Annotated in this window: 23 protein-coding genes and 1 other RNA gene; 23 read left to right on the plus strand and 1 reads right to left on the minus strand. The window is 28.7% G+C overall.

The genetic code is table 11. The features are described from left to right. Window positions 1-35 precede the first annotated feature (35 nt). The 23 genes from smc (at window position 36) to rpmA (ending at window position 22,540) form a co-directional block, all read left to right on the plus strand. Window positions 36-3,551, plus strand: coding sequence for a chromosome segregation protein SMC (smc, locus tag ACRC8M_RS01195; RefSeq protein WP_438527449.1), 3,516 nt, complete (start codon window positions 36-38; stop codon window positions 3,549-3,551). A 15-nt stretch (window positions 3,552-3,566) separates the two neighbouring features. Beyond that, on the plus strand, window positions 3,567-4,583 hold the full coding sequence (lpxK, locus tag ACRC8M_RS01200; RefSeq protein WP_438527450.1) for a tetraacyldisaccharide 4'-kinase: 1,017 nt from the start codon (window positions 3,567-3,569) through the stop codon (window positions 4,581-4,583). Continuing rightward, complete coding sequence (locus ACRC8M_RS01205; protein WP_438527451.1) at window positions 4,573-5,283, plus strand: hypothetical protein; 711 nt, start codon at window positions 4,573-4,575, stop codon at window positions 5,281-5,283. Before lpxK ends, ACRC8M_RS01205 begins: the two co-directional genes overlap by 11 nt. Window positions 5,284-5,295: 12 nt before the next feature. Next, window positions 5,296-5,748, plus strand: coding sequence for a PTS sugar transporter subunit IIA (locus ACRC8M_RS01210; protein ID WP_438527452.1), 453 nt, complete (start codon window positions 5,296-5,298; stop codon window positions 5,746-5,748). Between the two features lie 2 nt (window positions 5,749-5,750). After that, a complete protein-coding gene (gene nadD / locus ACRC8M_RS01215) occupies window positions 5,751-6,317 on the plus strand; it encodes a nicotinate (nicotinamide) nucleotide adenylyltransferase (protein WP_438527453.1) in 567 nt (188 codons plus the stop codon). Window positions 6,318-6,428: 111 nt separating this feature from the next. Further along, on the plus strand, window positions 6,429-7,115 hold the full coding sequence (locus ACRC8M_RS01220) for an isoprenyl transferase (RefSeq protein ID WP_438527454.1): 687 nt from the start codon (window positions 6,429-6,431) through the stop codon (window positions 7,113-7,115). Beyond that, window positions 7,116-7,928, plus strand: coding sequence for a phosphatidate cytidylyltransferase (locus ACRC8M_RS01225; RefSeq protein ID WP_438527455.1), 813 nt, complete (start codon window positions 7,116-7,118; stop codon window positions 7,926-7,928). Window positions 7,929-7,997: 69 nt separating this feature from the next. Next, window positions 7,998-9,152: a 1-deoxy-D-xylulose-5-phosphate reductoisomerase gene (gene dxr, locus ACRC8M_RS01230; protein ID WP_438527456.1), complete on the plus strand. Its 1,155-nt coding sequence runs from the start codon at window positions 7,998-8,000 to the stop codon at window positions 9,150-9,152. Next, window positions 9,130-9,825 (plus strand): dTMP kinase, encoded by a 696-nt coding sequence (locus ACRC8M_RS01235; protein WP_438527457.1) that lies wholly within the window; start codon window positions 9,130-9,132, stop codon window positions 9,823-9,825. Before dxr ends, ACRC8M_RS01235 begins: the two co-directional genes overlap by 23 nt. 11 nt (window positions 9,826-9,836) lie before the next feature. Then, complete coding sequence (locus ACRC8M_RS01240) at window positions 9,837-10,865, plus strand: M50 family metallopeptidase (protein ID WP_438527458.1); 1,029 nt, start codon at window positions 9,837-9,839, stop codon at window positions 10,863-10,865. 22 nt (window positions 10,866-10,887) lie between these two features. Next, the gene (locus ACRC8M_RS01245; RefSeq protein WP_438527459.1) at window positions 10,888-11,496 is read left to right on the plus strand and encodes a TetR/AcrR family transcriptional regulator; all 609 of its coding nucleotides are present in this window, start codon (window positions 10,888-10,890) and stop codon (window positions 11,494-11,496) included. A 193-nt stretch (window positions 11,497-11,689) separates the two neighbouring features. Continuing rightward, window positions 11,690-13,075, plus strand: a complete 1,386-nt coding sequence (locus tag ACRC8M_RS01250; protein ID WP_438527460.1) for a sigma 54-interacting transcriptional regulator — start codon at window positions 11,690-11,692, stop codon at window positions 13,073-13,075. Window positions 13,076-13,105: 30 nt separating this feature from the next. Beyond that, window positions 13,106-14,854 (plus strand): peptidylprolyl isomerase, encoded by a 1,749-nt coding sequence (locus ACRC8M_RS01255; RefSeq protein WP_438527461.1) that lies wholly within the window; start codon window positions 13,106-13,108, stop codon window positions 14,852-14,854. A gap of 145 nt (window positions 14,855-14,999) precedes the next feature. Next, window positions 15,000-16,781, plus strand: coding sequence for a DNA primase (gene dnaG / locus ACRC8M_RS01260; RefSeq protein ID WP_438527462.1), 1,782 nt, complete (start codon window positions 15,000-15,002; stop codon window positions 16,779-16,781). Between the two features lie 43 nt (window positions 16,782-16,824). Beyond that, window positions 16,825-18,060 carry an RNA polymerase sigma factor RpoD gene (rpoD, locus tag ACRC8M_RS01265; protein ID WP_438527463.1) on the plus strand — a complete coding sequence of 412 codons (1,236 nt, stop codon included), beginning with the start codon at window positions 16,825-16,827 and terminating at the stop codon, window positions 18,058-18,060. A 58-nt stretch (window positions 18,061-18,118) separates the two neighbouring features. Next, window positions 18,119-18,952, plus strand: coding sequence for a sigma-70 family RNA polymerase sigma factor (locus ACRC8M_RS01270; RefSeq protein ID WP_438527464.1), 834 nt, complete (start codon window positions 18,119-18,121; stop codon window positions 18,950-18,952). Next, entirely contained in the window at window positions 18,949-19,737 is a 789-nt protein-coding gene (locus tag ACRC8M_RS01275; protein WP_438527465.1) for a Nif3-like dinuclear metal center hexameric protein, read from the plus strand. Before ACRC8M_RS01270 ends, ACRC8M_RS01275 begins: the two co-directional genes overlap by 4 nt. Before the next feature lie 12 nt (window positions 19,738-19,749). Then, window positions 19,750-20,313: a hypothetical protein gene (locus ACRC8M_RS01280; protein WP_438527466.1), complete on the plus strand. Its 564-nt coding sequence runs from the start codon at window positions 19,750-19,752 to the stop codon at window positions 20,311-20,313. Then, window positions 20,303-20,640: RNase P RNA component class A (gene rnpB, locus ACRC8M_RS01285), an RNA gene on the plus strand. Before ACRC8M_RS01280 ends, rnpB begins: the two co-directional genes overlap by 11 nt. Window positions 20,641-20,721: 81 nt before the next feature. Further along, window positions 20,722-21,486 (plus strand): toxin-antitoxin system YwqK family antitoxin, encoded by a 765-nt coding sequence (locus ACRC8M_RS01290; RefSeq protein ID WP_438527467.1) that lies wholly within the window; start codon window positions 20,722-20,724, stop codon window positions 21,484-21,486. A gap of 108 nt (window positions 21,487-21,594) precedes the next feature. Then, entirely contained in the window at window positions 21,595-21,906 is a 312-nt protein-coding gene (gene rplU, locus ACRC8M_RS01295; RefSeq protein WP_023049935.1) for a 50S ribosomal protein L21, read from the plus strand. A gap of 7 nt (window positions 21,907-21,913) precedes the next feature. Then, window positions 21,914-22,249, plus strand: a complete 336-nt coding sequence (locus tag ACRC8M_RS01300) for a ribosomal-processing cysteine protease Prp (RefSeq protein WP_438527468.1) — start codon at window positions 21,914-21,916, stop codon at window positions 22,247-22,249. Next, window positions 22,250-22,540, plus strand: a complete 291-nt coding sequence (gene rpmA / locus ACRC8M_RS01305) for a 50S ribosomal protein L27 (RefSeq protein ID WP_023049937.1) — start codon at window positions 22,250-22,252, stop codon at window positions 22,538-22,540. It begins immediately after the preceding gene. A gap of 59 nt (window positions 22,541-22,599) precedes the next feature. Here the strand turns inward: rpmA and ACRC8M_RS01310 are convergent, their stop codons facing one another. Next, window positions 22,600-24,213, minus strand: a complete 1,614-nt coding sequence (locus tag ACRC8M_RS01310; protein WP_438527469.1) for a phosphatidylglycerol lysyltransferase domain-containing protein — start codon at window positions 24,211-24,213, stop codon at window positions 22,600-22,602. Window positions 24,214-24,270 lie beyond the last annotated feature (57 nt).

The following is a 24,270-nucleotide window of genomic DNA, read 5'->3' on the forward strand; positions in this document are numbered from 1 at the left end:
GCTTTTTTTAAGAGAAAAGTTATTAGGGAGATAAGATGTACTTAAAAGGTGTGGAAATTTATGGATTTAAGTCTTTCGGTGAAAGAATAAGAATAGATTTTGATGGGGGAATAACCTCTATCGTTGGACCAAATGGAAGTGGAAAGTCAAATATATTAGATGGAATATTATGGGTTTTAGGAGAGCAGTCCTATAAAAATATAAGAGCTAAAGAGAGTAAAGATATTATATTTTCTGGTGGAGAGGGAAAAAAACCTGCAAATTATGCAGAAGTTTCTCTTTTTATAGATAATAGAGATAACTTTTTTCCAATTGAAGCTGATAGTATAAAAATTACAAGAAAGATGTCTCAAAATGGAGATAATGATTATTTAATCAATGATAAAAAAGTTAGATTAAAGGACATAGGCGAGTTGTTTTTAGATACTGGTGTTGGAAAAAGTGCTTACTCTGTAATAGGACAAGGAAAAGTAGAAAGAATAATTTCATCTTCAAATAAAGAGATAAAAAGTATAATAGAGGAAGCTGCAGGAGTAAAGAAGTTTCAACAGAAAAAAATGGAATCTGAAAAAAGATTAGAAAAAGTTCAAAATGAACTTGAGAAAATAGAACTGGTTTTAAATGAAATTGGTGAAAATAGAGCAAGAGTTGAAAAGCAATCTAAAAAAGCAGTTGAATATTTAACCTTAAAAGATGAGAAAAATATTTTACAAAAAGGAGTTTTAACATTTGATTTAAACTCTAAAGATGAAATATTAAAATCAGGGGAAAAAGAGCAAGAAAGATTAGTAACAATAACGTCAACGTTAGAAGAGGAATTAAAAAAATTAGAGATAGAACTTAACTCAATTGAAAATAGAAGAAAAGAGTTATATTCTAAAATAGAAAATTTTTCAGAAAGTAATACATCGTTAAGATCTGAGATTGAAGCATTAGAAAAAGAAGAGATAAGAGTTAGAGAAAGAATGACATCTTATACAAGAGAGTTAAAACAAAAAGAGGAAGAGATAGTTTTAGTAGAAAGAACTGTAGAATCTAAAGAACAAATATTAGAAAAATTAAAAGAGGAAAAAGAGAGAGTAAAAGAAAGAGTTTTAGATATTGAAACAAAAAATAAAGAGTTTGAAAAAGCTATTGAAGAAAAAGAGACAAATAAGAGAGATAAAGAGATTAGTGTTGAGTTAAAAAAGAGAAAAATAATGGATTTAGAAGTTGAAAAGTTAAAACTTTTAAACGAAATTGAAAGTTCTACAAGAAGAATGAAAGGTAGTGAATTCAAGATTTCATCTTTGAAAGAGGAGAAAGAGGGATTCGATAAAAAAATAGAAGAAAATTCAAAAGAACTAGAAAAAGCATTAAAAAATAAAGAGCTAAAACAAAAAGAACTGAAAGAAACAGAAGAGAGACAGATAAAGTTAGAGCAAGATATCAGTGATTTAAGTAGAGATATGAATAAGGCTGCAGAGCTAGTAAGAAATGCTGAATTTGAAGAAAAAAGAGCCTCAGCTAAACTTCAAGCTCTTTATAGAGTTCAAGAAAGTAATGAAGGGTTTTATAAGGGAGTAAAAGAGGTTTTAAATGCTAAAATATCAGGAGTAGAAGGTGCTGTAATATCACTGATAACAGTTCCAGAGAACTATCAAAAGGCAATAGAAGCAGCGATACCAGGGAATTTACAAGATATAGTTGTAACAACGAGTGAAGTAGCTAAAAAAGGAATAGAGGTTTTAAAAGAAAAGAAGGCTGGAAGAGCTTCATTTTTAGCTTTAGATACAATTAAAGTTGGTTCAATAAAAGATATTCCTAAAAAAGAGGGTGTTGTAGGAAGAGCATCAGATTTAGTAACTGTAGATAAAAAATATAGCAAAGTATTAGATATGCTATTGGGAAATATTTTAGTTGTAACAGAGGCAGATGTTGCTTTGAAAATATTAAAAGAGAATAGCTACAGTGGAAATATAGTAACTCTTTCTGGTGAGCTTTTAAGTTCTAGAGGAAGAATAACTGGCGGAGAAAATTCAAACTCCATTGTAACTCAGATTTTTGAAAGAAAGAAAGAGATTAAAACTTTAGAGGATAGTACAAGGGAGATTTCATCTAAATTAAAGGATTGGAATGAAAAAATTCAAGTTATGAGTAAAAAGCTTGAAAAGTATGAGGATGAAATAGGCGGAATTGATGCCTTAGAGGATAGTTTAAGAAAACAATCTAAGATAGCAGAGGAGTTATATTTAGATTTAAAATCAAGAAGTGAAAAATTAGAAAAAGAAAAAAGAGTAGTAGATATAGAGATTCAAGAAGAGGAAAACTACAGTAAAGAGTATGCTAAAAGAGTAGAGAATTCTCAAAGTGAAAAAGAGATAACTGAAAAAATAGTTTTAGATTTAAAAAATGAATTGGATAATGAAAATTCAGCAATTCAAATTTTAAATACTGAGATAAATACTTTAAGAAATAGATTCTCAGATATAAGAATACTGTATTTAAATAGTAAAGATAGATTTATTCAAATTGAAAAAGAAGAAGAAAAAGAAAAAGATGAGCAAAGAGAACAGCAGGATAAAAAAAATAAAATATTAAATATTTTAACAGAAATAAAAAAAGAACTTGAAAAATTAGAAGAAAAGGCTCATACTATAGCAGAAGATATAAAAAATAAAAATATAAAATTTGAAAATGAAAACCAAGAACTAAAAGATATGAAAAAAGAGGATCATATTCTAGAAGAAAAATCAAAAGATATGATAAAAAATTCAAGAGAAATTGAAACAACTTTATTCAAAGAGAAAGAGATTTTAAATAGAGAGTTAGAAAGAAAGGAGAGAATTTCTAGAGAGATTGAAGAGATTTTAATTCAATTAGAAGAGTTACTAGAAGTCGAAGAATATTCTCTAAAAGAGGAGGATATAAAAGTTTCAAGAACAAAGGTAAGAGAGTTAGAATTAAAATTAAGAGGTTTTGAATCTGTAAATTTACTTTCAATTGAGGAGTTTAAGGAGTTAGATAATAAATATAAATTTATTGATCTTCAAAGAGAGGATTTAGTAAAAGGAGAGAGAAGTTTATCTCTTTTAATAAAGGAGATTGACCAAACAATTGAAGAAAAATTCTATGAGGCTTATGAGGAGATAAATAAAAACTTTAATGAGATGTGTATAGAAACATTAGATAACTCAGAAGGGAAATTATCACTTCATAATGGAGATGATTTCCAAAATTGTGGTGTTGAAATATCAGTAAAGTATAAAAATAAAAAAAGACAAGCCCTTTCGCTACTTTCTGGTGGAGAAAAGTCAATGGTTGCAATAGCATTTATAATGGCAATATTTATGTATAAACCTAGTCCATTTACATTCTTAGATGAAATTGAGGCTGCTCTTGATGAAAAAAATACTAGAAAATTAATTGGAAAATTAAAAGAATTTACTGATAGATCTCAATTTATTTTAATAACTCATAATAAAGAAACTATGAAGGCATCAGATTCTCTATATGGAGTAACAATGAATAAAAAAATAGGAATTTCTAAATTAGTTCAAGTAAAAATTTAGTAAAGAGAGGAAAAAATGAGACTTTTATCGTATATATATTTTTTAATAACCTCAATACGAAATTGGCTTTACGATAAAAGGTATCTTAAAATAAATGAGATACCAGATGTTGATATTTTATGTATAGGGAATATAACTGTTGGAGGTACTGGTAAAACTCCAGCAGTTCAATTCTTTGCAAAAAAACTTCTAAAAATGGGAAGGAAAGTTGCTATAGTATCAAGAGGATATAGAGGGAAAAGAAAGATTGATCCATTAGTAGTAAGTGATGGAAAAAAAATATTAGTTACATCTAAAGAGAGTGGAGACGAACCTTATATCCATGCTTTAAATTTAAAGATGCCTGTTATAGTAGGAAGAAATAGATACGAGGCTTGTAAATTAGCAGTGGAAAAGTTTGGAGTAGACACAATAATATTAGATGATGGTTTTCAACATAGAAAACTAAAGAGAAATAGAGATATTATACTGATTGATGCAACAAATCCTTTTGGATGGGGTGCGTTATTGCCTAAAGGGACTTTAAGAGAGGACTTTCAAAAAGGTGGAGAGAGAGCAAGCGAGTTTATAATAACAAAATCAGATCTAATATCTGAAAGTGATTTAGTGACATTAAAAAGATTTTTAAAAGTGAAATTTAAGAAGTCAGTTTCAGTTGCTAAACATGGAGTGACTTCGTTATGTGATATAAAAGGAAATGCAAAACCCTTATTTTGGGTAGCAGGAAAAAGAGTACTTCTTTTTTCAGGCCTTGCAAATCCACTTAATTTTGAAAAGACAGTGATTTCTTTAAATCCAGAGTACATAGAAAGAGTAGATTTTATGGACCATCATGATTTTAAAGAGAAAGACTTTGATGTTATAAAAAAAAGAGCTAAAGCGATGGATGCAGATTTTATAATAACAACAGAAAAAGATTTAGTGAAGCTTCCAAAGGGATTAGAGATGGACAATTTATTTGTTCTTAAAATAGAGTTTACAATGTTAGAAGATAATAGTTTAAAAGGATTTGGTGAAATAAATGAAAAATAGAATAGAAAAAAGAGTAGCAAAAGTAATTGAAAATGCGGATACTCTTGACAAAAGAGCCTACTTAACTATCGATTGTGATGGGGTAGTTAAGAGAAAAGAGATGAATTTTTCAATTCCTTTAATGGTGTTTTGTGAAAATGATGAGATTTTTGAAAGAGTTTTAAAAGAAGAGAGCAACAAAATAGAGAGAATTAAAGAGAAAAAAATAGAGAGATTATCAAATATATCTGTTGATAGATTAAAAGAAAATTTTATGAAGCTAGTGATAAAAGGTGAGTTAGAGTTCTCTAAAAAATATGGAAAAGAGCTAGCTTTAAAAGATAAAGAGGAGTTTATAAAAACTATATTTAATCTATCTCTTATGGATAATATAAGTTTTTACAAACCTTTAATGGCTTTAGCTATGAAAGAGATTATAGAAAATATAGGGTGGATAGATGAGATAGGTTATCTTATTATTAGCTATTTTACAAAACAAAGATATGATTTAAGTCAATTAGAAAACGCTATAGAAAGTGAAAGTGAGATTACTGAAATTTCTGAAAATATATCATTGTTAGCATATAAAAAAGTATTAGAAAGTTATACTTATAAGAATGAAAAAAAATATAGAGCTATGTTACTAAATGGAGTTAAAAATCAAAATAAAATAACTCACTGGCAAATTGATGATGAAATTTTAAATAGCATAAAGTTTTAAAGGGGGCAATAGGTGTTAAATTATTTTAATATAAAAATGATTAACATTATAGATAATAAATCTGTTTCAAAAAATGAAATATTAAAAATAATGGTATCTAATATGGTTGAAAATAGCGATTTGATTTCTGATAAGGATATATTTTATAGAGAGGTTTTAGAAAGAGAGAATGTGGGAACTACGGGAATTGGAATGGGAGTTGCAATTCCTCATGCAAGAACAGAAGTAGTAAGAGATATTGTAGTATCAGTTGCATTACTAAAAAGACCTGTAGATTTTGATTCATTAGATGGTGAAAAAGTTAAAATAGTAATTTTGGTTGGAGCACCAAAAGGTGAAAGTAAAAAATATTTAGAGCTGCTTTCGTTATTAGCTAAAATTTTTAGAGATAAAAAAATTAGAGAAAGTATTTTAGAAAGTACCACTACAGAGTGTTTAATTGAAGCTATTGCGGAGATTGGCTAAAAATGAAAATAGGAATATATGGAGGAAGTTTTAATCCTATCCATAATGGTCACGTATATATGGCAAAGTTTATTATAGATTATTTAAAATTGGATAAACTTATTGTTATACCTGTAGGAACTCCTTCTCATAGAAAAAATATATTAGAAGATGCAAACATGAGATTAAAAATGTGTGAAATAGCATTTAAAAACGAAGAAAAAATAGAGGTTTCAGATATAGAAGTAGAATCAAAAGAGGTTTCGTTTACGTATGATACATTATTAAAAATTATTGAAAAATATCCAAACAATGAGTATTATGAAGTTATTGGTGAAGATTCGGGAGCATATTTTCATAAATGGAAAAATTATAAAGAGATTTTAAAATTAGCTAAGGTAGTTGTTCTTCAAAGGCGAGGATATAGTACTTTATTAAAAGATTCAAATCTTTTACAAGTGAAAAATCCATTTTTAAATTTTTCCTCAACAAGAGTAAGAGAAGCTATTTTAAGTAAAGAATCCATAGAGAATATGGTACCAAAAGAGGTAGCAGAGTTCATAAAAGTTAATAGATTATATAAAAAGTAAAGGGAGGTAGCATAAAAGCTACCTCTTTTGTTCACTTAGGGACCATTTTTTTTATGGAAAAAATGTTCTAAATATGGTAAAATTTAGTGATTTATTGAGAGGAGAGAAATAATGAGTTTAAGAGTACCAAATCATATAGCAATAATTATGGACGGGAATGGACGTTGGGCAAAAGAAAAGGGAATGCCTAGAACATATGGACATAAAGCTGGAGCAGATACTTTAAGAAAAATATTAACTTCTTGTGGAGAGTTAGGTATAAAATATTTAACAGTTTATGCTTTTTCAACAGAAAATTGGAAAAGAGCAAAGGAAGAAGTGGATACTTTAATGTTTCTTTTCAAAACTTATTTAAAAAATGAAAAAAAATTATTGATGAAAAATAATGTTAAATTTTTAGTTTCTGGAAGAAAAGAGGGAGTTAGTAAGGATCTTCTTGTGGAAATTAGTAAGTTAGAAGAGGCGACAAAAGGAAATACAGGGATAACATTGAATATAGCTTTTAACTATGGAGGTAGAGCTGAACTAGTTGATGCTATAAAAGAGATTGTAAAAAATAATGAAAAAGAGATAACTGAGGAAACTGTAGAAAAATATTTATACAATCAGTTACCAGATCCAGAGTTACTAATAAGAACAAGTGGAGAGATGAGAATTTCTAATTTTTTATTATGGCAGATAGCCTATTCTGAAATATATGTAACAGATACTTATTGGCCAGATTTTAATAAAGATGAGTTAATAAAGGCTATAGAGAGTTATCAAAAAAGAGATAGGCGTTTTGGAGGAGTAAAATAGATGTTAAATAGGATATTAGTAGCTTTAATAGGAATACCACTTTTAGTAACAGTATTGTTAAAAGGGGGATTTTTACTATTATTGTTTGTAAACTTTGTTATATTAGTCGGATTGTTTGAATTTTATAAAATGGCAGAAATTGGTGGGAAGAAACCAGATGTAAATCTAGGTTATATAGCTGGATTAGCTATACCAAATATAATATATTTCACAAATGTAGATAATTCAACACTTATACTTATGCCTATAACGCTATTAACAATAGCTTTAATAGGAAAAAAAGTTTTACAAAATAAGGTTGAAAATTCTAGTAGGGATATTGGAATTACGCTGCTTGGAGTTGTTTATATTTCAGGATTGTTCACACATCTGTTATTAATGAACTATCTTCCAAATGGTGGGAAATGGTTATTAACAATTCAGATCTTAGTATGGGTATGTGATTCATTTGCATACTTTGTAGGAATGGGAATAGGTAGAAAAATATTTAAACAAGGATTTAGTTCAATTAGTCCAAAGAAATCTATAGAAGGTTCTATTGGTGGTATAGTTTTTACAATGGGAACGATTTACTTGATAAACAGATATTTTAATATTTTTGGAACTGATGTCAGTACAATAGTAGTTTTATTATTTGGATTCTTAATTAGTATTGTAGCTCAAATAGGTGATTTAGGTGAGTCTATGTTTAAAAGGGAGTTTAAAGTAAAAGATTCAGGAAAATTACTAGGAGAACATGGTGGAATACTAGATCGTTTTGATAGTATGCTATTTGTTGTACCAATTGTATATTATTTATTAAAATTTATTTAGAGAAAAGGGTAGCTTAAAAAGCTACCATTTTTTTAGAAGAGAAATATAAAGAATTTGAGGAGAGGAAGTATGAAAAGTATAACTATATTGGGTTCTACAGGAAGTATTGGAACAAACGCATTAAAAGTTATAGAGGTAAAAAAAGAGAAATTCAAGGTTATAGGAATGTCTGCGTATTCAAATTTAGAGTTATTTAAAGAGCAAATAGAGAAATTTAATCCAAAATACCTTTGTATTGGATCTGAAAAAAATGCTGAAATTTTAAAGAGATTATATCCAGAAAAAATAATATATTTTGGAGACGAAGGATTAAAACTTATGGGAGCTTTAGAAGAAGCTGACATAGTTTTAACAGCAATAAGTGGAGCTGTTGGAATTGAGGCTACAGTAGAAGCGATAAAAAAAGAAAAAAGAGTTGCCCTAGCAAACAAAGAAACTATGGTAGCTGCAGGAGATTACATAAACAAGCTTTTAAAAGAATATCCGAAAGCTGAGATAATTCCTGTTGATAGTGAGCATTCAGCTTTATTCCAAAGCATGCAAGGAAGTAAAAAAGAAGAGGTGAAAAATTTAATTATTACAGCTAGTGGTGGAACTTTTAGAGGGAAAACTTTGGAAGAATTAAAAGATGTAACAGTTGAAGAAGCTTTAAAACATCCTAACTGGTCTATGGGTAAAAAAATAACAATTGATTCGTCAACTTTAGTTAATAAAGGATTAGAAGTAATAGAGGCTCATATGCTATTTGGAGTAGATTATGAAAATATTGAGGTTCTAGTGCATCCTCAAAGTATAATTCATTCAATGGTAGAGTTTGTAGATAACTCTATAATAGCTCAAATAGGAGCCCCTGATATGAAGCTACCTATTCAATACGCATTTACATATCCTGAAAGGGAGAGTAGTGGTGAGCTAGAAAGATTAAGTTTAAAAAGTTTGAGAGAGCTTACTTTTAGTCAAGTTGATAATGAAGTATTTAAGGGAGTACAGTTAGCTTTTCAAGCTGGAAAAATAGGAAAAACAATGCCTTGTGTTTTTAACTCGGCAAATGAGGTTGCAGTAGAGCTATTTTTAAAAGGTCAAATAAAATTTTTAGAAATATATGAGATAATAGAAAAAGCTATGGAACTTCATAAAGTTAAAGAGATAGATTCGTTAGAAATAATAAAAAATGTAGACAAAGAAACTAGAAAGTGGGTTTATGATAATTATGCAAGAGATTAAAAAAGGAAGGCTTATAGTTATAGAGGGAACAGATTCAAGTGGAAAAGAAACACAAACAGCAATGTTGTTTGAGAAATTATCAGAAAAAATAAGTAAGATAAGAAAAATATCTTTTCCAAATTATGAGAGTCCAGCATGTGCTCCAGTAAAAATGTATTTAGCTGGAGAATTTGGAACTGATGCAGAGAAAGTAAATCCATACCCTGCTTCAACAATGTATGCAATAGATAGGTATGCATCTTATAAAACTGATTGGGGAAATTTTTATAATGATGGTGGAATAATCATAACAGATAGATACACAACATCAAATATGGTTCACCAAGCATCTAAAATAGGTAACCCTCAAGAAAAAGAGATGTATTTATCTTGGTTAGAGGATTTAGAATATAATAAAATGGGAATACCAAGACCAGATTTAGTTATTTTCTTAAATATGCCAACAGAAACTGCTCAAAAATTAATGGCTGAAAGAAAAAATAAAATAACTGGAGAGGATAAAAAAGATATTCATGAAAAAAATGTTGAATATTTAAAAAAATCTCATGAGAATGCGTGTGAAATATCAAAAAAATACTCTTGGAAAGAGATCAAATGCGTCGAAAATGATAGGTTAAAAACAATAGAAGAGATTTCAAATGAAGTGTTTGAACTCGTAAATAGAATCTTATAACAGGAGGAAAGATGGATATAATAATAGCACTATTATTACTAGGAGTGATAATTTTTATACATGAGTTGGGTCATTTTTTAGCGGCAAGATTTTTTAAAATGCCTGTTTCTGAATTTGCAATAGGTATGGGGCCTGAGTTATATTCCTATTATACTGGGAAAACTTTATATTCTATTAGAATAATACCAGTAGGTGGATTTGTTAATATTGATGGAATGGAAGTTGAAAGTAAAGTTGAAAATGGATTTAACAGTAAGTCGCCATTTGCAAGATTTGTAGTTTTATTTGCTGGTGTATTCATGAATTTTATATTGGCTTTATCAGTGATACTAGGAGCAACATTTGTTAGTGGAAAAGCTATTCAAAATACCAATCCAATAGTAGGAAATGTAATAAAAGAGGCAAAAGCATCAACAGTTTTAAAAGAAAACGATATTATAAAAGAGATAGATGGAACAAAAATAACTACATGGTCTGAGATAGGTGAAACAATAGCAAAAGATTCTAAAAAGAGAGATACTTTAGACGTAGTTATAGAAAGAGATGGAAAAACTTTAGATGTAGTAGTTCCATTGACTAAAATAAGTGAAGAAAAGCCAGCGATTATGGGAATAATTCCTGAATACAAATTTGAAAAATATGGTTTTGGAGAGGGAATAAAGCAATCTTTTAAAATATTTGTAGGTGTATTTGAAGATACATTAGGTGGAGTTAAAATGCTTGTAACAGGGAAGGTAAAAGCTAAAGATATTAGTGGTCCTGTTGGAATAGTTAAAGTTGTAGGAGATGCAAGTAAAAGTGGTAGCTCTGGAATCTTAATTTGGTTACTTGCAATATTATCAATAAATGTAGGGATATTCAACTTATTACCTTTTCCAGCTTTAGATGGTGGAAGAATTATATTTGTTATATTAGAATTAATTGGAATAAAAGTTGATAAGAAACTTGAAGAAAGATTTCATACAATTGGTATGATTATGTTATTTGGGCTAATTATATTTGCAACAGCTAACGATATATTTAATATTTTTAAATTTTAATTAAAAATAAGGATGTGATTGTGTGACAAAAAGAGATCGTATAAAGAGAATAGCAACTATTTTATTTGCAGCTAATGGAATTAGAAATACAAAGATAGAGGATATAGCCAATGTTTTAGGAATGGCAAAAGGTGGGTTCTATTACTATTTTAAGAGTAAAGAAGAATTATTATTAGAAATAATGGATAATTCAGTTATAAGTAGAAAAGAGTTTTTAAAAGAAGTTGGAGATTTAGATGTTCCTTTCGAAGAAAAATTAAAAATGATTGTTAGAAGAAGATTAACTTTAAAAGATGATAGATATAATCTGTTTTTATTTGCTAAAATTTATGAAAATGGAGAGATAAATCTAACATATGATGATTATATGAAGAGAGATATTATATTTAGTGAATTTTTAAATAATAATAGAGAGCATATAAAAGAGGAGTACAGAAGTGAAATAGAGAAAATTAGAACAATGTTAAGCTCATCATTAACAACTCTTTTATTATATTTAATAACTCAAACAGGAATAGAAGTAGTAGATGAAGATAGTTATAAAAGAATGGTTGAAAAATATGCGACTATTGACATAACTAGAGAGATTGAAATGTTTTATAATCTATTTTTAAAGTCTATGTTAAATTAATCTAGATAAAAAAAATCTTTAACCTAGAAAATATAATAAAATAAAAAGGAAAAAAGAGGGGAAATTTGAACTAATGTTTAGAGTGAAACTCTTTGAAATAATCTAGAACAGAATTTTTTAAAAAAGTCTTGAAAAATAACAAAATATCAATTATAATACATTGTTATCGAAAATAGAAAGTAGGAGGAAAAGAATGAAAAAATCAATATTAGTAGTTTCAGAAAGAAAAGAAACATTAAAACAAGTAAGAAAAGCTTTATCAGAAGTTTATGAAATAATAACATTTAATAACTTATTAGATGCTCTAGATATGTTAAGAGAGAGTGATTTTGACGTAGTTTTATTAGATGAGTATTTAACATGGTTTAATTTTTCAGAGGCTAAAAGAAAGTTAAATGGAATAGGTAAGGATTTTGTAGTAATAGGACTACTTGATGAGGAAAATGAAACTTTAATTCAAGAGATGAAAGAAGCGGATATTTACAACTATTTATTAAAGCCAGTAGATGTTAAAGAGATGAATAGAATAATGATACCAGCTTTAAGAAGCTTAGAAATAGTAAAAGAAAAGAGAAAGTTAGAAGAGAAGCTTTCTGATACAGAAGATGAAAATGAAATAATTGGACAGTCTACAAGAATTAAAGAGGTAAAGAACTTAATTGAAAAAGTAGCAGAGAGTGATTTAACTGTTTTAATAACAGGAGAAAATGGAGTTGGAAAAGAGTTAATCGCTAAAGAGATATTTAAAAAGAGTGATAGAAGAAAAGAAAACTATATAACAATTTCATGTGCTTCTTTACCAGAAGATTTAATTGAAAGAGAGTTATTTGGTTATGAAAGAGGAGCGTTCTTAGGAGCGACTACAAGTAAAAAAGGAATTTTAGAAGAAGCAGATGGTGGAACTGTATTCCTTGATGAAATATCAGCAATGGATTTAAAAGCTCAATCAAAAGTTCTTAGAGTTATTGAGTATGGAGAGTTTAGAAGAGTTGGAGGAAACAAATCAAGAAGAGTAGATGTTAGATTTATAGTATCTACTAATAAAGATTTAAAAGAGGAAACAGAAAAAGGTAAATTCAGAAAAGATTTATACCATAGATTAACTGCTTTCCCAATTGAAGTTGCACCTTTAAGAGATAGAAAAGATGATATTCCTATGTTAGCAAACTATTTCTTAAATAAAATTGTAAAAGATTTAAGAAGAGAGATACCAGTTATTTCAGGAGATGCTATGAAGTATTTAATGGAATACTCATATCCAGGAAATATAAGAGAGTTAAAAAATATGATTGAAAGAATGGTAATTTTATGTAACGATAGAAATATTGATGTAGAAGATTTACCGTTAGAAATAAAAATGAAATCTGATACAGTTGAAAATAAAACTGTTATTGGAGTAGGACCTTTAAAAAATATATTAGAGCAAGAGATATATGCTTTAGATGAGGTTGAAAAAGTAGTAATTGCAATGGCATTACAAAAGACAAGATGGAATAAGCAAGAGACATCTAAGCTTTTAGGAATTGGAAGAACAACTCTTTATGAAAAAATCAGAAAATATGGATTAGATACAAAATAATACTTACAAAATTCTTCGGAGGGGTTAAAAATGGCAATTAGAAAGTTTAGAAAAAATATGAAACCAGTTATCTGGGTAATAACAATATTCTTTTTAATAAGTTTGATAGCAGGTTATGCAATGTCATTTAGAAGTAGTTCTGCAAATACACAACTAGCTTTTAAACTAAATGGTAAAAAAGTTACAATGGTAGAAGCACATAGATCTATGGCTATAATGTCTGAGAATTATAAAAGATATTTAGGAACTAATATAGATTCAGAGTTAATGAATACAATTGCTTTTAATGAGTTAATCAACAGAAATCTTTTATTAGAGATGGCTGATAAACTAAAGGTAAAAGTTTCAGGATCAGAAGTGAGCGCTCAAATGGATCAAATAAAAGCAGCTTTCCCTGATAAAGAGCAGTTTAAAAGTGCCCTTTTAAGTCAAGGATACACTACAAAAACTTTAGAAAATGAGATTAGAGAAAATTTAATACTACAAAAAACTGCAGAAGCTATAACTCAAGGAGTACAAGTAACTTCTGAAGAGATTGATGAGTATTATGCTGATTATAAATATTCAATGTTCCAAGGGAAACCATTAGAAGAGGTTAAAACTCAAATAGAACAAGCTTTAAAAATGCAAAAAGGAGCTGAAGCATATGCAAAAAATATGTCTGAAGCTAGAGCAAAAATGAAGTTAGAGGATTTAGATAAAAATTTCGATGCTTATGTAGAAAAAGAAGAGTTTGAATTTGATGGAGTTAAAGTAAGCAACGTTGAATTTGATAAGAGACTTTTAAATACATTAGTAATGACTAAAGGTGATTTAGAGCAAGCAAAAGAGTTAGCAAAATCATCAGTTGAATCAGAGATAAAGTTATTAAAGGCATCAGAAGCTAAAGGAATAAAAGTAGATTCTGTTTTACCTTTAGATTTACAAGTTGCAAATGCTGTAAAAGAATTATATAGTAAATTAAAATCAGAAGTGACTTACACTCAAAATGATTTAAGAGAGTTCTTTGAAGAGAATCAATTAAATTATGACACATTAGAGAGTGCAGATGCAAATGTTGCTATTTTAAAGGTTCAGCCAACAGAAAGTGATGATCAAAAAGCAAAAGAAAAAGCTGAAGATCTTTTAAAGAAGGTTAATAAAAATAACTTTGCAGAGATGGCTAAAAACTTCTCAGATGGGCCAAGTGGTCCTACAGGAGGAGCTTTAGGAACTTTTAAAAAGGGCGATATGGTAAAACCTTTTGAGGATGCAGCTTTTACAGGAGTTCCTGGAAAGGTTTATCCAGAAGTTGTAAAAACTCAATTTGGATATCATATAATTTTTGTACAAGAGAAAGATGATAAAGCTGAAACAGTTACAGCAAGCCATATTTTAATTATTCCAGAACCATCAGAAGAAACAGTAACTTTAAAAAATACTCAAATTGCTCAAATTGTTAAAGATTTAACAGATAAAACAATAACATTTGAAGATTTAAAAAATGATAAAGATATAGTTTTCTCTGAGAAAATAGATGGGATTACAAAAGAGGGATATATTCCAGGATTAGGATATAATGAAGAGTTAGCAAAGGCTATTTATGATTCTAAAGTTGGAGATGTTGGATTTATTAAAGATCAAAAAGATTTTATAATCTATAAAAAAGATTCACAAACAGATGAGAAGAAAGCTGATTTTCAAGAGTTTGAAAATCAAGTAAAAACAGATTATATTAATACAAAGGCTCAAGAAGCTTTAAAAGAGATTGAGTTAAGCACACAAAATACAGAAAATTAAAAAAAATGAGAAGGATTTATAGAAATCCTTCTTTTTATTTAAAAAAAAATTGCATATTTACCAAAAATATAATATAATTTAGGATAGAGCGGTTTGCTCTTAAATATTTTTTACTTAAAAAATCTTAGAGATTAGGAGAATATTGATGAAATATAAATCAGAAGATATTGATTTATTGTTACAACAATTACATATTGAAGAGGTTGTAGGAGAGTTTGTTGATTTAAAGAAAACAGGAGCTAACTTCAAAGGTTTGTGCCCGTTTCACCAAGATAACAGTCCATCATTTGTAGTCAGTCCAAATAAGAACATTTGTAAATGTTTTGTTTGCGGTGCAGGTGGAAATCCTATAAAATTCTATTCAGAGTATAAAAAAATATCTTTTGTTGAAGCAGTAGAAGAGTTAGCAAATAAATATAATATTCCAATAAAAAAAGTAGGAAATAGTAAAGTTAATGAAAATAAAGAGTATTATGAAATTATGGAAGAGGCTCACAACTATTACAAAGAGGAGATATTTAAAAATACAGCTCGTGATGCTTTAGAATATCTATCTAAAAGAAAAATAAACCCAAAATTAATAAAAGATAATGAAATAGGATATGCCCCAAATGAATGGACAGGGCTTTATGATTATCTTATAAAAAAGGGGTTTGAAAAAAAGAAGATATTTGATTTAGGATTAGCTAAAGAAAATGAAAAAGGAATTTATGATGCTTTTAGAAATAGGATTATTTTTCCAATATATTCAGTTTCAGGTAAGATTATAGCTTTTGGTGGTAGATCTTTAGAAGATAGTAAGGATATTCCAAAATATATAAATTCACAGGAAACACCTATTTTCTCAAAAGGAAAAAACTTATATGGTTTTATCCAAAAAGGAAGTAATATTAAAAAGAAGAACTATTCGATTTTAATGGAAGGGTATATGGATGTCTTATCAAGTCATTCTTATGGCTTTGATGTAGCTTTAGCACCATTGGGGACAGCTTTAACAGAGGAACAAGCACAACTGTTAAAAAAATATACTAATAATGTAATACTTTCTTTTGATATGGATGAAGCTGGACAAAAGGCTACTGAGAGGTCTATACTTATTTTAAAATCAGCAGGATTTAATATAAGAGTGTTGTTATATAAAGATGCAAAAGATCCTGATGATTACTTAAAGAAATATGGAAAAGAAGCTTTTTTAAAAGTTGTAAAAGATTCTTTAGAAGCTTTTGATTATCTTTATTTAAGATATTCATCTGAGTATAGTTTAGAAGATCATATGTCAAAACAAAATTTCATAAATAGATTTAAAGATTTTTTTCAATGTTTAGAAAGTGATTTAGAAAGAAGTTTATATATTGATAAATTAGGTAAATCATTAAATATTGAATTAGATGTACTAAAATCTATTTTAATAACAAATAATAAAAAAAGAATAAAAAATACTTACGAAAAAAAAGAGGAAAGTAAGGATTTAGACGAAAAAGGACTATATAATCTAGAGAAGTTGACATTAGCATTAGTTCTTTCTCAAAATGAGTACATTGAAGATTTTAGGAATAAAGAGATTAAGAGTAGTTTAGGGAAAAAAATATTTCAATATATAGAGTTTTTAAAAGAAAATCAAGAGAAAAGCTCTAATATAATAAAAGATATAATATTAACAGGAAATTTAAGCCAAGATGAAGAGAAAGAGCTAGTAAATATATCACTACTTTCTATAGATGATTACTCAAATAAATTGGATATAGAAAAAGGATTTCAAATTATTTTTATGTCATGGTTTATTTTAGAATTAAAAGAAGCATTAAAAGAGAGAACTAACTTATTAAAACATATTAGGCTAAAGAAAATAGAGGATAAATTGAAACAAAATATTGAGTTCAATGACCTTCGTGCATTGTATGAGGAATTTAAGGGTATCAATGCTTAAAATTTTGAAAGATAATTTTATTCAATAGAGGAGGCTTCAACTAATGAAGGAGTTTATAAAAAATGAAAAGGTTTTAGCTTTATTAAGAAAGGCAATGGAAAATAAAGTAATAAGCTATGAAGAGATTAATAGCCAATTAAGTGCAGATTTCCCGCCAGAAAGAATAGAGTTTTTAATAAATGGAATGACAGAACAGGGAATAAAAATCATTTCCCAAGAAGAAGTAAAGAAACAGGAAAATATTAAGAGAAAAGACGATGGTAGAAAAGATGCAAAAAAAGTTATAACTCCACTATTAAAAAGACCTGTTGTTGAATTAGATGAAGATGAGGATGAAGAGGAAAAGACTACTGAGTATTCAGATGATTTTGATTTTAATCCAGATGAAATTGAAGAGGTAACTGAAGATGATTTAGTAAATGATGACCTATTTAGTATAACTGGTGAGATGGAAGTAGACGAGCCTATAAAGATGTATTTAAGAGAGATCGGACAGATTCCACTATTAACTCATGAAGAGGAGTTAGGGTATGCGAAAGCAGCTTTAGAGGGGGATGAATACTCTCAACAACAACTTATTGAAGCAAACCTTAGACTAGTTGTAAGTATAGCTAAAAAACATACAAATAGAGGTTTAAAGTTATTAGATTTAATTCAAGAAGGAAATATAGGGTTAATGAAAGCGGTAGAAAAGTTTGAATATAGTAAAGGATATAAATTCTCTACATATGCTACTTGGTGGATAAGACAAGCTATTACAAGAGCAATAGCTGACCAAGGAAGAACAATTCGTATACCAGTTCATATGATAGAAACTATTAATAAAATAAAAAAAGAAGCTAGAATATACCTTCAAGAAACAGGAAAAGATGCTACTCCAGAAGTTTTAGCTGATAGATTAGGAATGGAAGTTGAAAAAATTAAAAGTATTCAAGAGATGAACCAAGATCCAATATCTTTAGAAACTCCAGTTGGAAGTGAAGAGGATAGTGAATTAGGAGATTTCGTAGAAGATAATAAAATGCAAAATCCATATGAATTAACAAATAGAACTTTACTTAGAGAGCAATTAAATGATGTTTTAAAAACTTTAAGTAGCAGAGAAGAGCAAGTTTTAATCTTTAGATACGGATTAAATGATGGTGCACCAAAAACTCTAGAAGAGGTTGGAAAAATATTTAAAGTAACAAGAGAGAGAATCAGACAAATAGAGGTTAAAGCACTTAGAAAATTAAGACATCCAAGTAGAAGAAAGAAACTAGAAGATTTTAAAGTATAAGACAATGTGGGGGAGACTATCCCCCATTTTATTATTAACTAAAAAAAAGGGGAACACTATGAAAATAAAAGCATTTGAAAAAGAGATATTAGAAAACTGTATTGATGATAAGGACTTTGTAAAATTTTTAAAAGAGAATTCAAACTTAAAATTAGAATTAGAAACTGTAGATATAAGAAAAGAAGAGAAAGTAGAAGAAAATAGTTATGTAGTAGAAGGAATTGTTGGAGAATATTTAGAGGAGATATCTTATATTCAACCTCTTTCAAGAGAGGAGTTAGGAACTGTTTTAGAAACTTTAGATGAAGAGGAAAGTGCTCATAAATTAATAGAGAGTAATTTAAGAGAAGTTGCAAACATAGCTTTTGATTATTTAATAGCTGGAATTGATTATTTAGATTTAATTCAAGAGGGAAATATTGGAGCAATAAAAGCTTTAGAAGAGTATAGACCATCAAATGGAGATATTTTAGAGTATATCAAGTTATGGGCTAGAAGAGAGATGTTACTATTTGTAGATGAAAAAGTAGAGACAGAAAAGTATATGTATAAAGGATACTTCTCAAAAAGAAAAGAGGAGTTAATAGAGCATGAAATTGTAGCGGAGTTAGAGGAAGAGGATATTGATGAGATACCTTTAGAAGAAAAATCAGAAATAATAGAAGAGAAAATAAATGAAGTTGAGAAGCTTGATTATAATTCTGTTCTTAAAAAAATATCTCATTTGGAAGAGGAGATTTTAAAAAGATATTATGGATTAATTGGAGAGAAAAGAGAATCACTATTCGAAATTGAAAATCTATTAGATTTAAAAAGAGGAGAAGGTGAGCAGTTATTTGAAGAAGCTCTAACAAAAATATCTTTAGGAGGAGGAAGAAGTTTAAAGATATGAAGCTAAGTAAAATTATAAGTTTTTTAGAAGAGAAATTTCCAACTTCTCTAGCTGAAGATTGGGATAATGTAGGATTATTAGTAGGAAAAAGGGATTCGAAAATAACAGGTATTTTATTATCATTAGATTTAACAGAGAGTGTTATTGATAAAGCAATTGAAGCAGGTGCAAATCTAATAATAACGCATCATCCACTAATCTTTACATCTTTGAAAAAGATAACTAATGATACTTTAACAGGGCGAAAAATAATAAAATTAATAGAAAATGGAATTTCAGTATATTCAATGCATACAAATTTAGATTCAGGAAAATCAGGATTAAATGATTTTTTAGGTGAGAATATATTAGGAATGAAAAATGGAAAAATACTTGATCCAATGGAAAGTAACGGAAGAGAGTATGGAATTGGAAGAGTTTATAAATTAGATGAAAGTTTGAGTATAGAAAATTTATCAAATTTATTGAAAGAAAAGTTAAATTTAAATAGTATAAATGTAGTGAGATCAAAAGAAGAAAGAGAGATTAAAAAGATCTCTTTAGTCAGTGGGGCAGGGGCGTCTTATTGGAGAAAAGCTAAAAAATTAGGAGCACAAGTTCTAATTACAGGAGATATAAAATATCATGAAGCTATGGATGCAAGAGAAGAGAATTTTACTTTGATTGATATAGGTCATTTTGAAAGTGAATGGATATTTTCAAACTTGTTAGAAAGTTTATTGAAAAAAGAGTTTGAAATAGAAATTTCAATATATAATGATGGCCCAATATTTCAAAAAATGTAAGGAGAACATAGGATGCTAAAAAAAATTGTAGTAGGTTCATTGATATTTTCTACTTTGGTCCTTGGAAAAATAAATGATTATAGAAATGTTTTTTCAGAAGATGATAAATCAAATTTATTGACGGTTGTAGAAACTTTCCAAGAAAAAACAGGAGATAAACTTTATCTAAATACTTTAGAAGAAAATGAAGGTTTTGAGGCAGATGACCAAGAGAAAACAGTTATTGTAAATTTAATAAAAAACAGTGAAAATGATATTTTAAAGGTACAATTAAAAATTTCACAGGATCTAAATCCTGAAGATATGGCTTCAGATTTGTCATTATTATTAACAAATGTAGAAGAGTATGTAGGTGAAAAAAGTGAGGCTCAGATAGCAACAAATCTAGTTGAAGGGCTACAAGAGGTGTTTGTGACAACATCTGATTCTCAAGAGAATAGTAAAGATTTAGAACATATGTCACTAAGGAATAAGGTATTTTTAGGAATTTTGTTGACATTTTTAGTATTATCTATTAGAATAATACAGGTAAAAAGAAAAAAGAAAAAATACAAGTTAAAAAGTGATAGGTATTAGAGTTAATCGCTTGCGTTAGCAAGAGGAAAGTCCGGGCTCCACAGAGCGAAAAGGGTAGCTAACGGCTACTAAAGGAAACTTTAAGGAAAGTGCCACAGAAAATAGACCGCTACATTTTGTAGTAAGGGTGAAAAGGCGGTGTAAGAGACCACCAGTTCTTTAGGAGACTAAAGAAGCTAGGTAAACCCCCTTTGGAGCAAGACTAAATAGGAGAGAATAGGGGCTGCTCGTCCTCTCTCAGGGTAAGTTGCTTGAAGCTATAAGCAATTATAGCTCTAGATAAATGATTGACAAATACAAAACCCGGCTTATTTAATGCCTATCAATAATAAACAACTGAGTCAAGAAATTTTATATAAATTCCTTGGCTTTATTTTTTATATAAAATCTTATTAGGAGAAAATTGTTATGAAAAAGATGAAAATAGCAATAGGAGTAATATTATTAGCATTAGTTGGGTGTACTCCTTTAGAAAAGAAAATAAGTGATGAAGAAAGAATTTTATTGCCATCAGTTCCAAAACAAGCTTATGATGTAAGCATATCAACTATGCCAGAAGGTGAATTCATACCTCAAACAGATATAATTCATACAGGTCAAAATGTAGCTTTAGCAGAAAATGCAGTGACAGAGATTGCTTTAAATGGAGTAGATCAAGTAAATATAGCGAAAAAACAAGTTAGAAATAAATTGGCTTATAATGGAAATTCAACTGTACCTTTTACAGGGACATTTGCAGCAGTAGTAGGTGTTCATAAACACTATACTGAGGATTATAAAGATGGAAAATTAAACGGTTATAAGGTTTGGTATTCTGAAGCTGGAAGAGTAGGATTAAAAGAACCTTATGCAAATGGAGTTAAAAACGGAGTTCAAGAAACTTATTACAGAAATACAGGAAATATTCGTTCAAGAATAACATATTCAGGTGGAAGAATATCAGGACCAGCAACTTGGTATGACAATACAGGCAAAATATTACATCAAGAGGATTTTAAAGGTGGAAATGGAGAATGGATTGCATACTGGGACAATGGAAAAATTAGAGAAAAGGGTAGATTGGCAGGAGGACTTCAAAATGGAGAGTGGAGAAGTTATACACCAAAAGGTGAGTTAGAAAAAATTACAAACTACAGAAATGGGTCGCCATTATCTCAAGAGTGGTTAAAATAAATTAGTTGACAAAATACATAAAAAATGATAAGATAAAAAGTAGATTAAGCTTGGATAAGGTCGTCAGCAACCGAATCTAGCGATCTTTATACTTTTGGAGGTGTTAGAATGTACGCAGTTATAAAAACTGGAGGAAAACAGTACAAAGTTGCAGTAGGTGAAGTATTAAGAGTTGAAAAACTAAATGCTGAGGTTAACACAACTGTAGAATTAACAGAGGTTCTTTTAGTATCAAACAATGGAGAGGTTAAAGTTGGAACTCCTGTTGTTGAAGGTGCTAAAGTAGTTGCAGAGGTTGTTGCTCAAGGTAAAGGAGCTAAAGTTGTTAACTTCAAATACAAGCCAAAGACTGGATATCACAGAAAGAAAGGTCATAGACAACTTTTCACTGAGATCAAAGTTACTGCAATCAATGCATAATTAAATTATGACAAAGATTGAAATTTTTAAAAAAAATGGTAAAGTAGTTAGATACAGAGCCAATGGTCATGCTGAATACGCTGAGTACGGGCAAGATATTGTTTGTGCCGCAATTTCCATGGCAATGCAATTTCCGTTAGGAGGATTGCAAGAAATTTTGGAGATTACTCCAAAATTTGAAATTGACTCCGAAGGGTACTTAGACGTTGATATGAGGGGAATGGATTTTTCTAACAAAGAAAAAGAGGTTCATGTATTATTAGATACAATGGTATTGATGTTGAAAGAACTATCTAAGGGTTATCCTAAACACATAAAGCTTGTAGAGAAGGAGGAAATTTAGATGCTATTTACATTAAATATACAATTATTTGCGAAGAAAAAAGGACAAGGTTCTGTTAAGAACGGAAGAGATTCTAATCCAAATTACCTTGGAGTTAAAAAGTATGATGGAGAGGTTGTAAAAGCTGGAAACATCATCGTTAGACAAAGAGGAAACAAATTCCACGCTGGAAACAACATGGGATGTGGAAAAGATCATACTCTATTCGCATTAATCGATGGATACGTAAAGTTCGAGAGATTAGGAAGAGACAAGAAGCAAGTTTCAGTTTACGCTGAGAAAGCTAACTAAGATTTTAAAAGGAGAGATTGTTAATCTCTCCTTTTTTTCATAGTTATATATTGATTGAGTTATTTTTTACTAAATATACCAAGGATTCCTCCAGAGATTAAAAGAGCAATATCTTTTAGTAAAGATGCCAGATTAAAATGACCAGAATATGCTAAATATTTAGATTCCCATTGAGGAGCAAACTTATCTTTAAATTGTTTTAGTCCTTCAAAATTATAGAAGTTTCCACCATGATTAAATAGAAATACGCTAAGTTTATTCCATAGTGGAGCGAGTTCACCACCGTATATTCCAGCAAGTGGAGCCATTCCTAAGCTAAAACGTTCATATTCATTTTCTTTTGACCAGTTTATTATTTTTATAAATAAATACTCCATAGTTCCAGATGGAGCAAATTCAACATATCTCATTAAATCAATAGCAACTTCATTTTTATTTTCAGTACTCAGTAGATTAGAAAAAGCAATTAACTCATTATTTTCATTATATAAAAGTGCTATTTTAAAATTTCTAAGATAGTCTAAATTAAAACTTCCTAAAGAAAAACTTTTTTCTTTTGCTTTTTTATTTTTTAACCAATTATTAGAAACCTCTTCTAGTTGAGCTTCAATACCTTCAATAGAGTCGACAACTTTAAAAGTGAAGTTCATTTTTTCAAATTTGTTAAAAGTATATCTAATTTTTTTATATAGAGGTGTTGAAATATCATAATCTTTAAGATTAACAACAGCTTCTTCACCAATTTTGATTATTTTTAAACCTAGTTCTAAATATTCAGAAAGATGTTCTTTAGAAATTTCATAAAAAGCTATATTTTTTCCACTCTGCTTTCCAACTCGATAGAAATCTTGTATGATTTCTCGAAAGTGTTTTTTATCGCCAATAGGATCTCCCATAGAGATAAGATTTCCATTAGTGTTTCCATACATGATAAAAGAGTCCTTACCCTTATCAAAGAGAATTGATTTGTCAGGTAATAGAGCTAGAGAAGCGTAGCTATTATCACTTGATTTAATTATTTTTTTTATTTCATTTATAACTTTAGAGCTTGGTATTTTTTCTACACTTAATACAGTATTAAAGAAGTTAAAAAATACAAAAATACAAAATATAGATAATGATATAAAACTGTTTCTTAAAAATATAGTATAGTGTCTGTTTAAAACTAAATGCCACCAAACCTCTTTTTTATACTCTACTGTTTTAAAGGAGTAGAAACCGAAAAAGATACTTAGTAAAATAACAAGCAAGGTGAATAATACCCATTTTATAGACAGAGGATCTTTTAAAATTGAGGATTTCCTATAAAATCGATCTTTAGATGGAACTAATAAAATTAAAATAAAACTAAAAAAAGCTGCTTCTAAATAGTTAAATCCTTTAAAAAAACTAAAAAATATAGCAAAGATAAAAGCTATAATGGACAGATAATAGGCACTATCTAATCGTCTATAGATTCCATAGGCCAATATTAGAAGAAAGGTTCCAATTATGTTGGACGAGAAATGAGACAGAACTATAATATCTCCTGGTAAAACAGAATAGATGAACTTAATATACCTTATATCAAATTTTGATGAGTTTGAAAATATAATAAGGGTTCCAGATAAAAAGATTAAAATACTTAAAATGTCAGGAAAAATCCTTTTTAAAATAAAGTGTAACTGTTTCATAAATATAAAATCCCTCCTCTAATAAACAAAAGGTGAGCTAGTTAGCTCACCTAAAAT

The sequence above is a fragment of the Cetobacterium sp. genome, from assembly GCF_051653945.1.
Taxonomy (GTDB): Bacteria; Fusobacteriota; Fusobacteriia; order Fusobacteriales; family Fusobacteriaceae; genus Cetobacterium_A.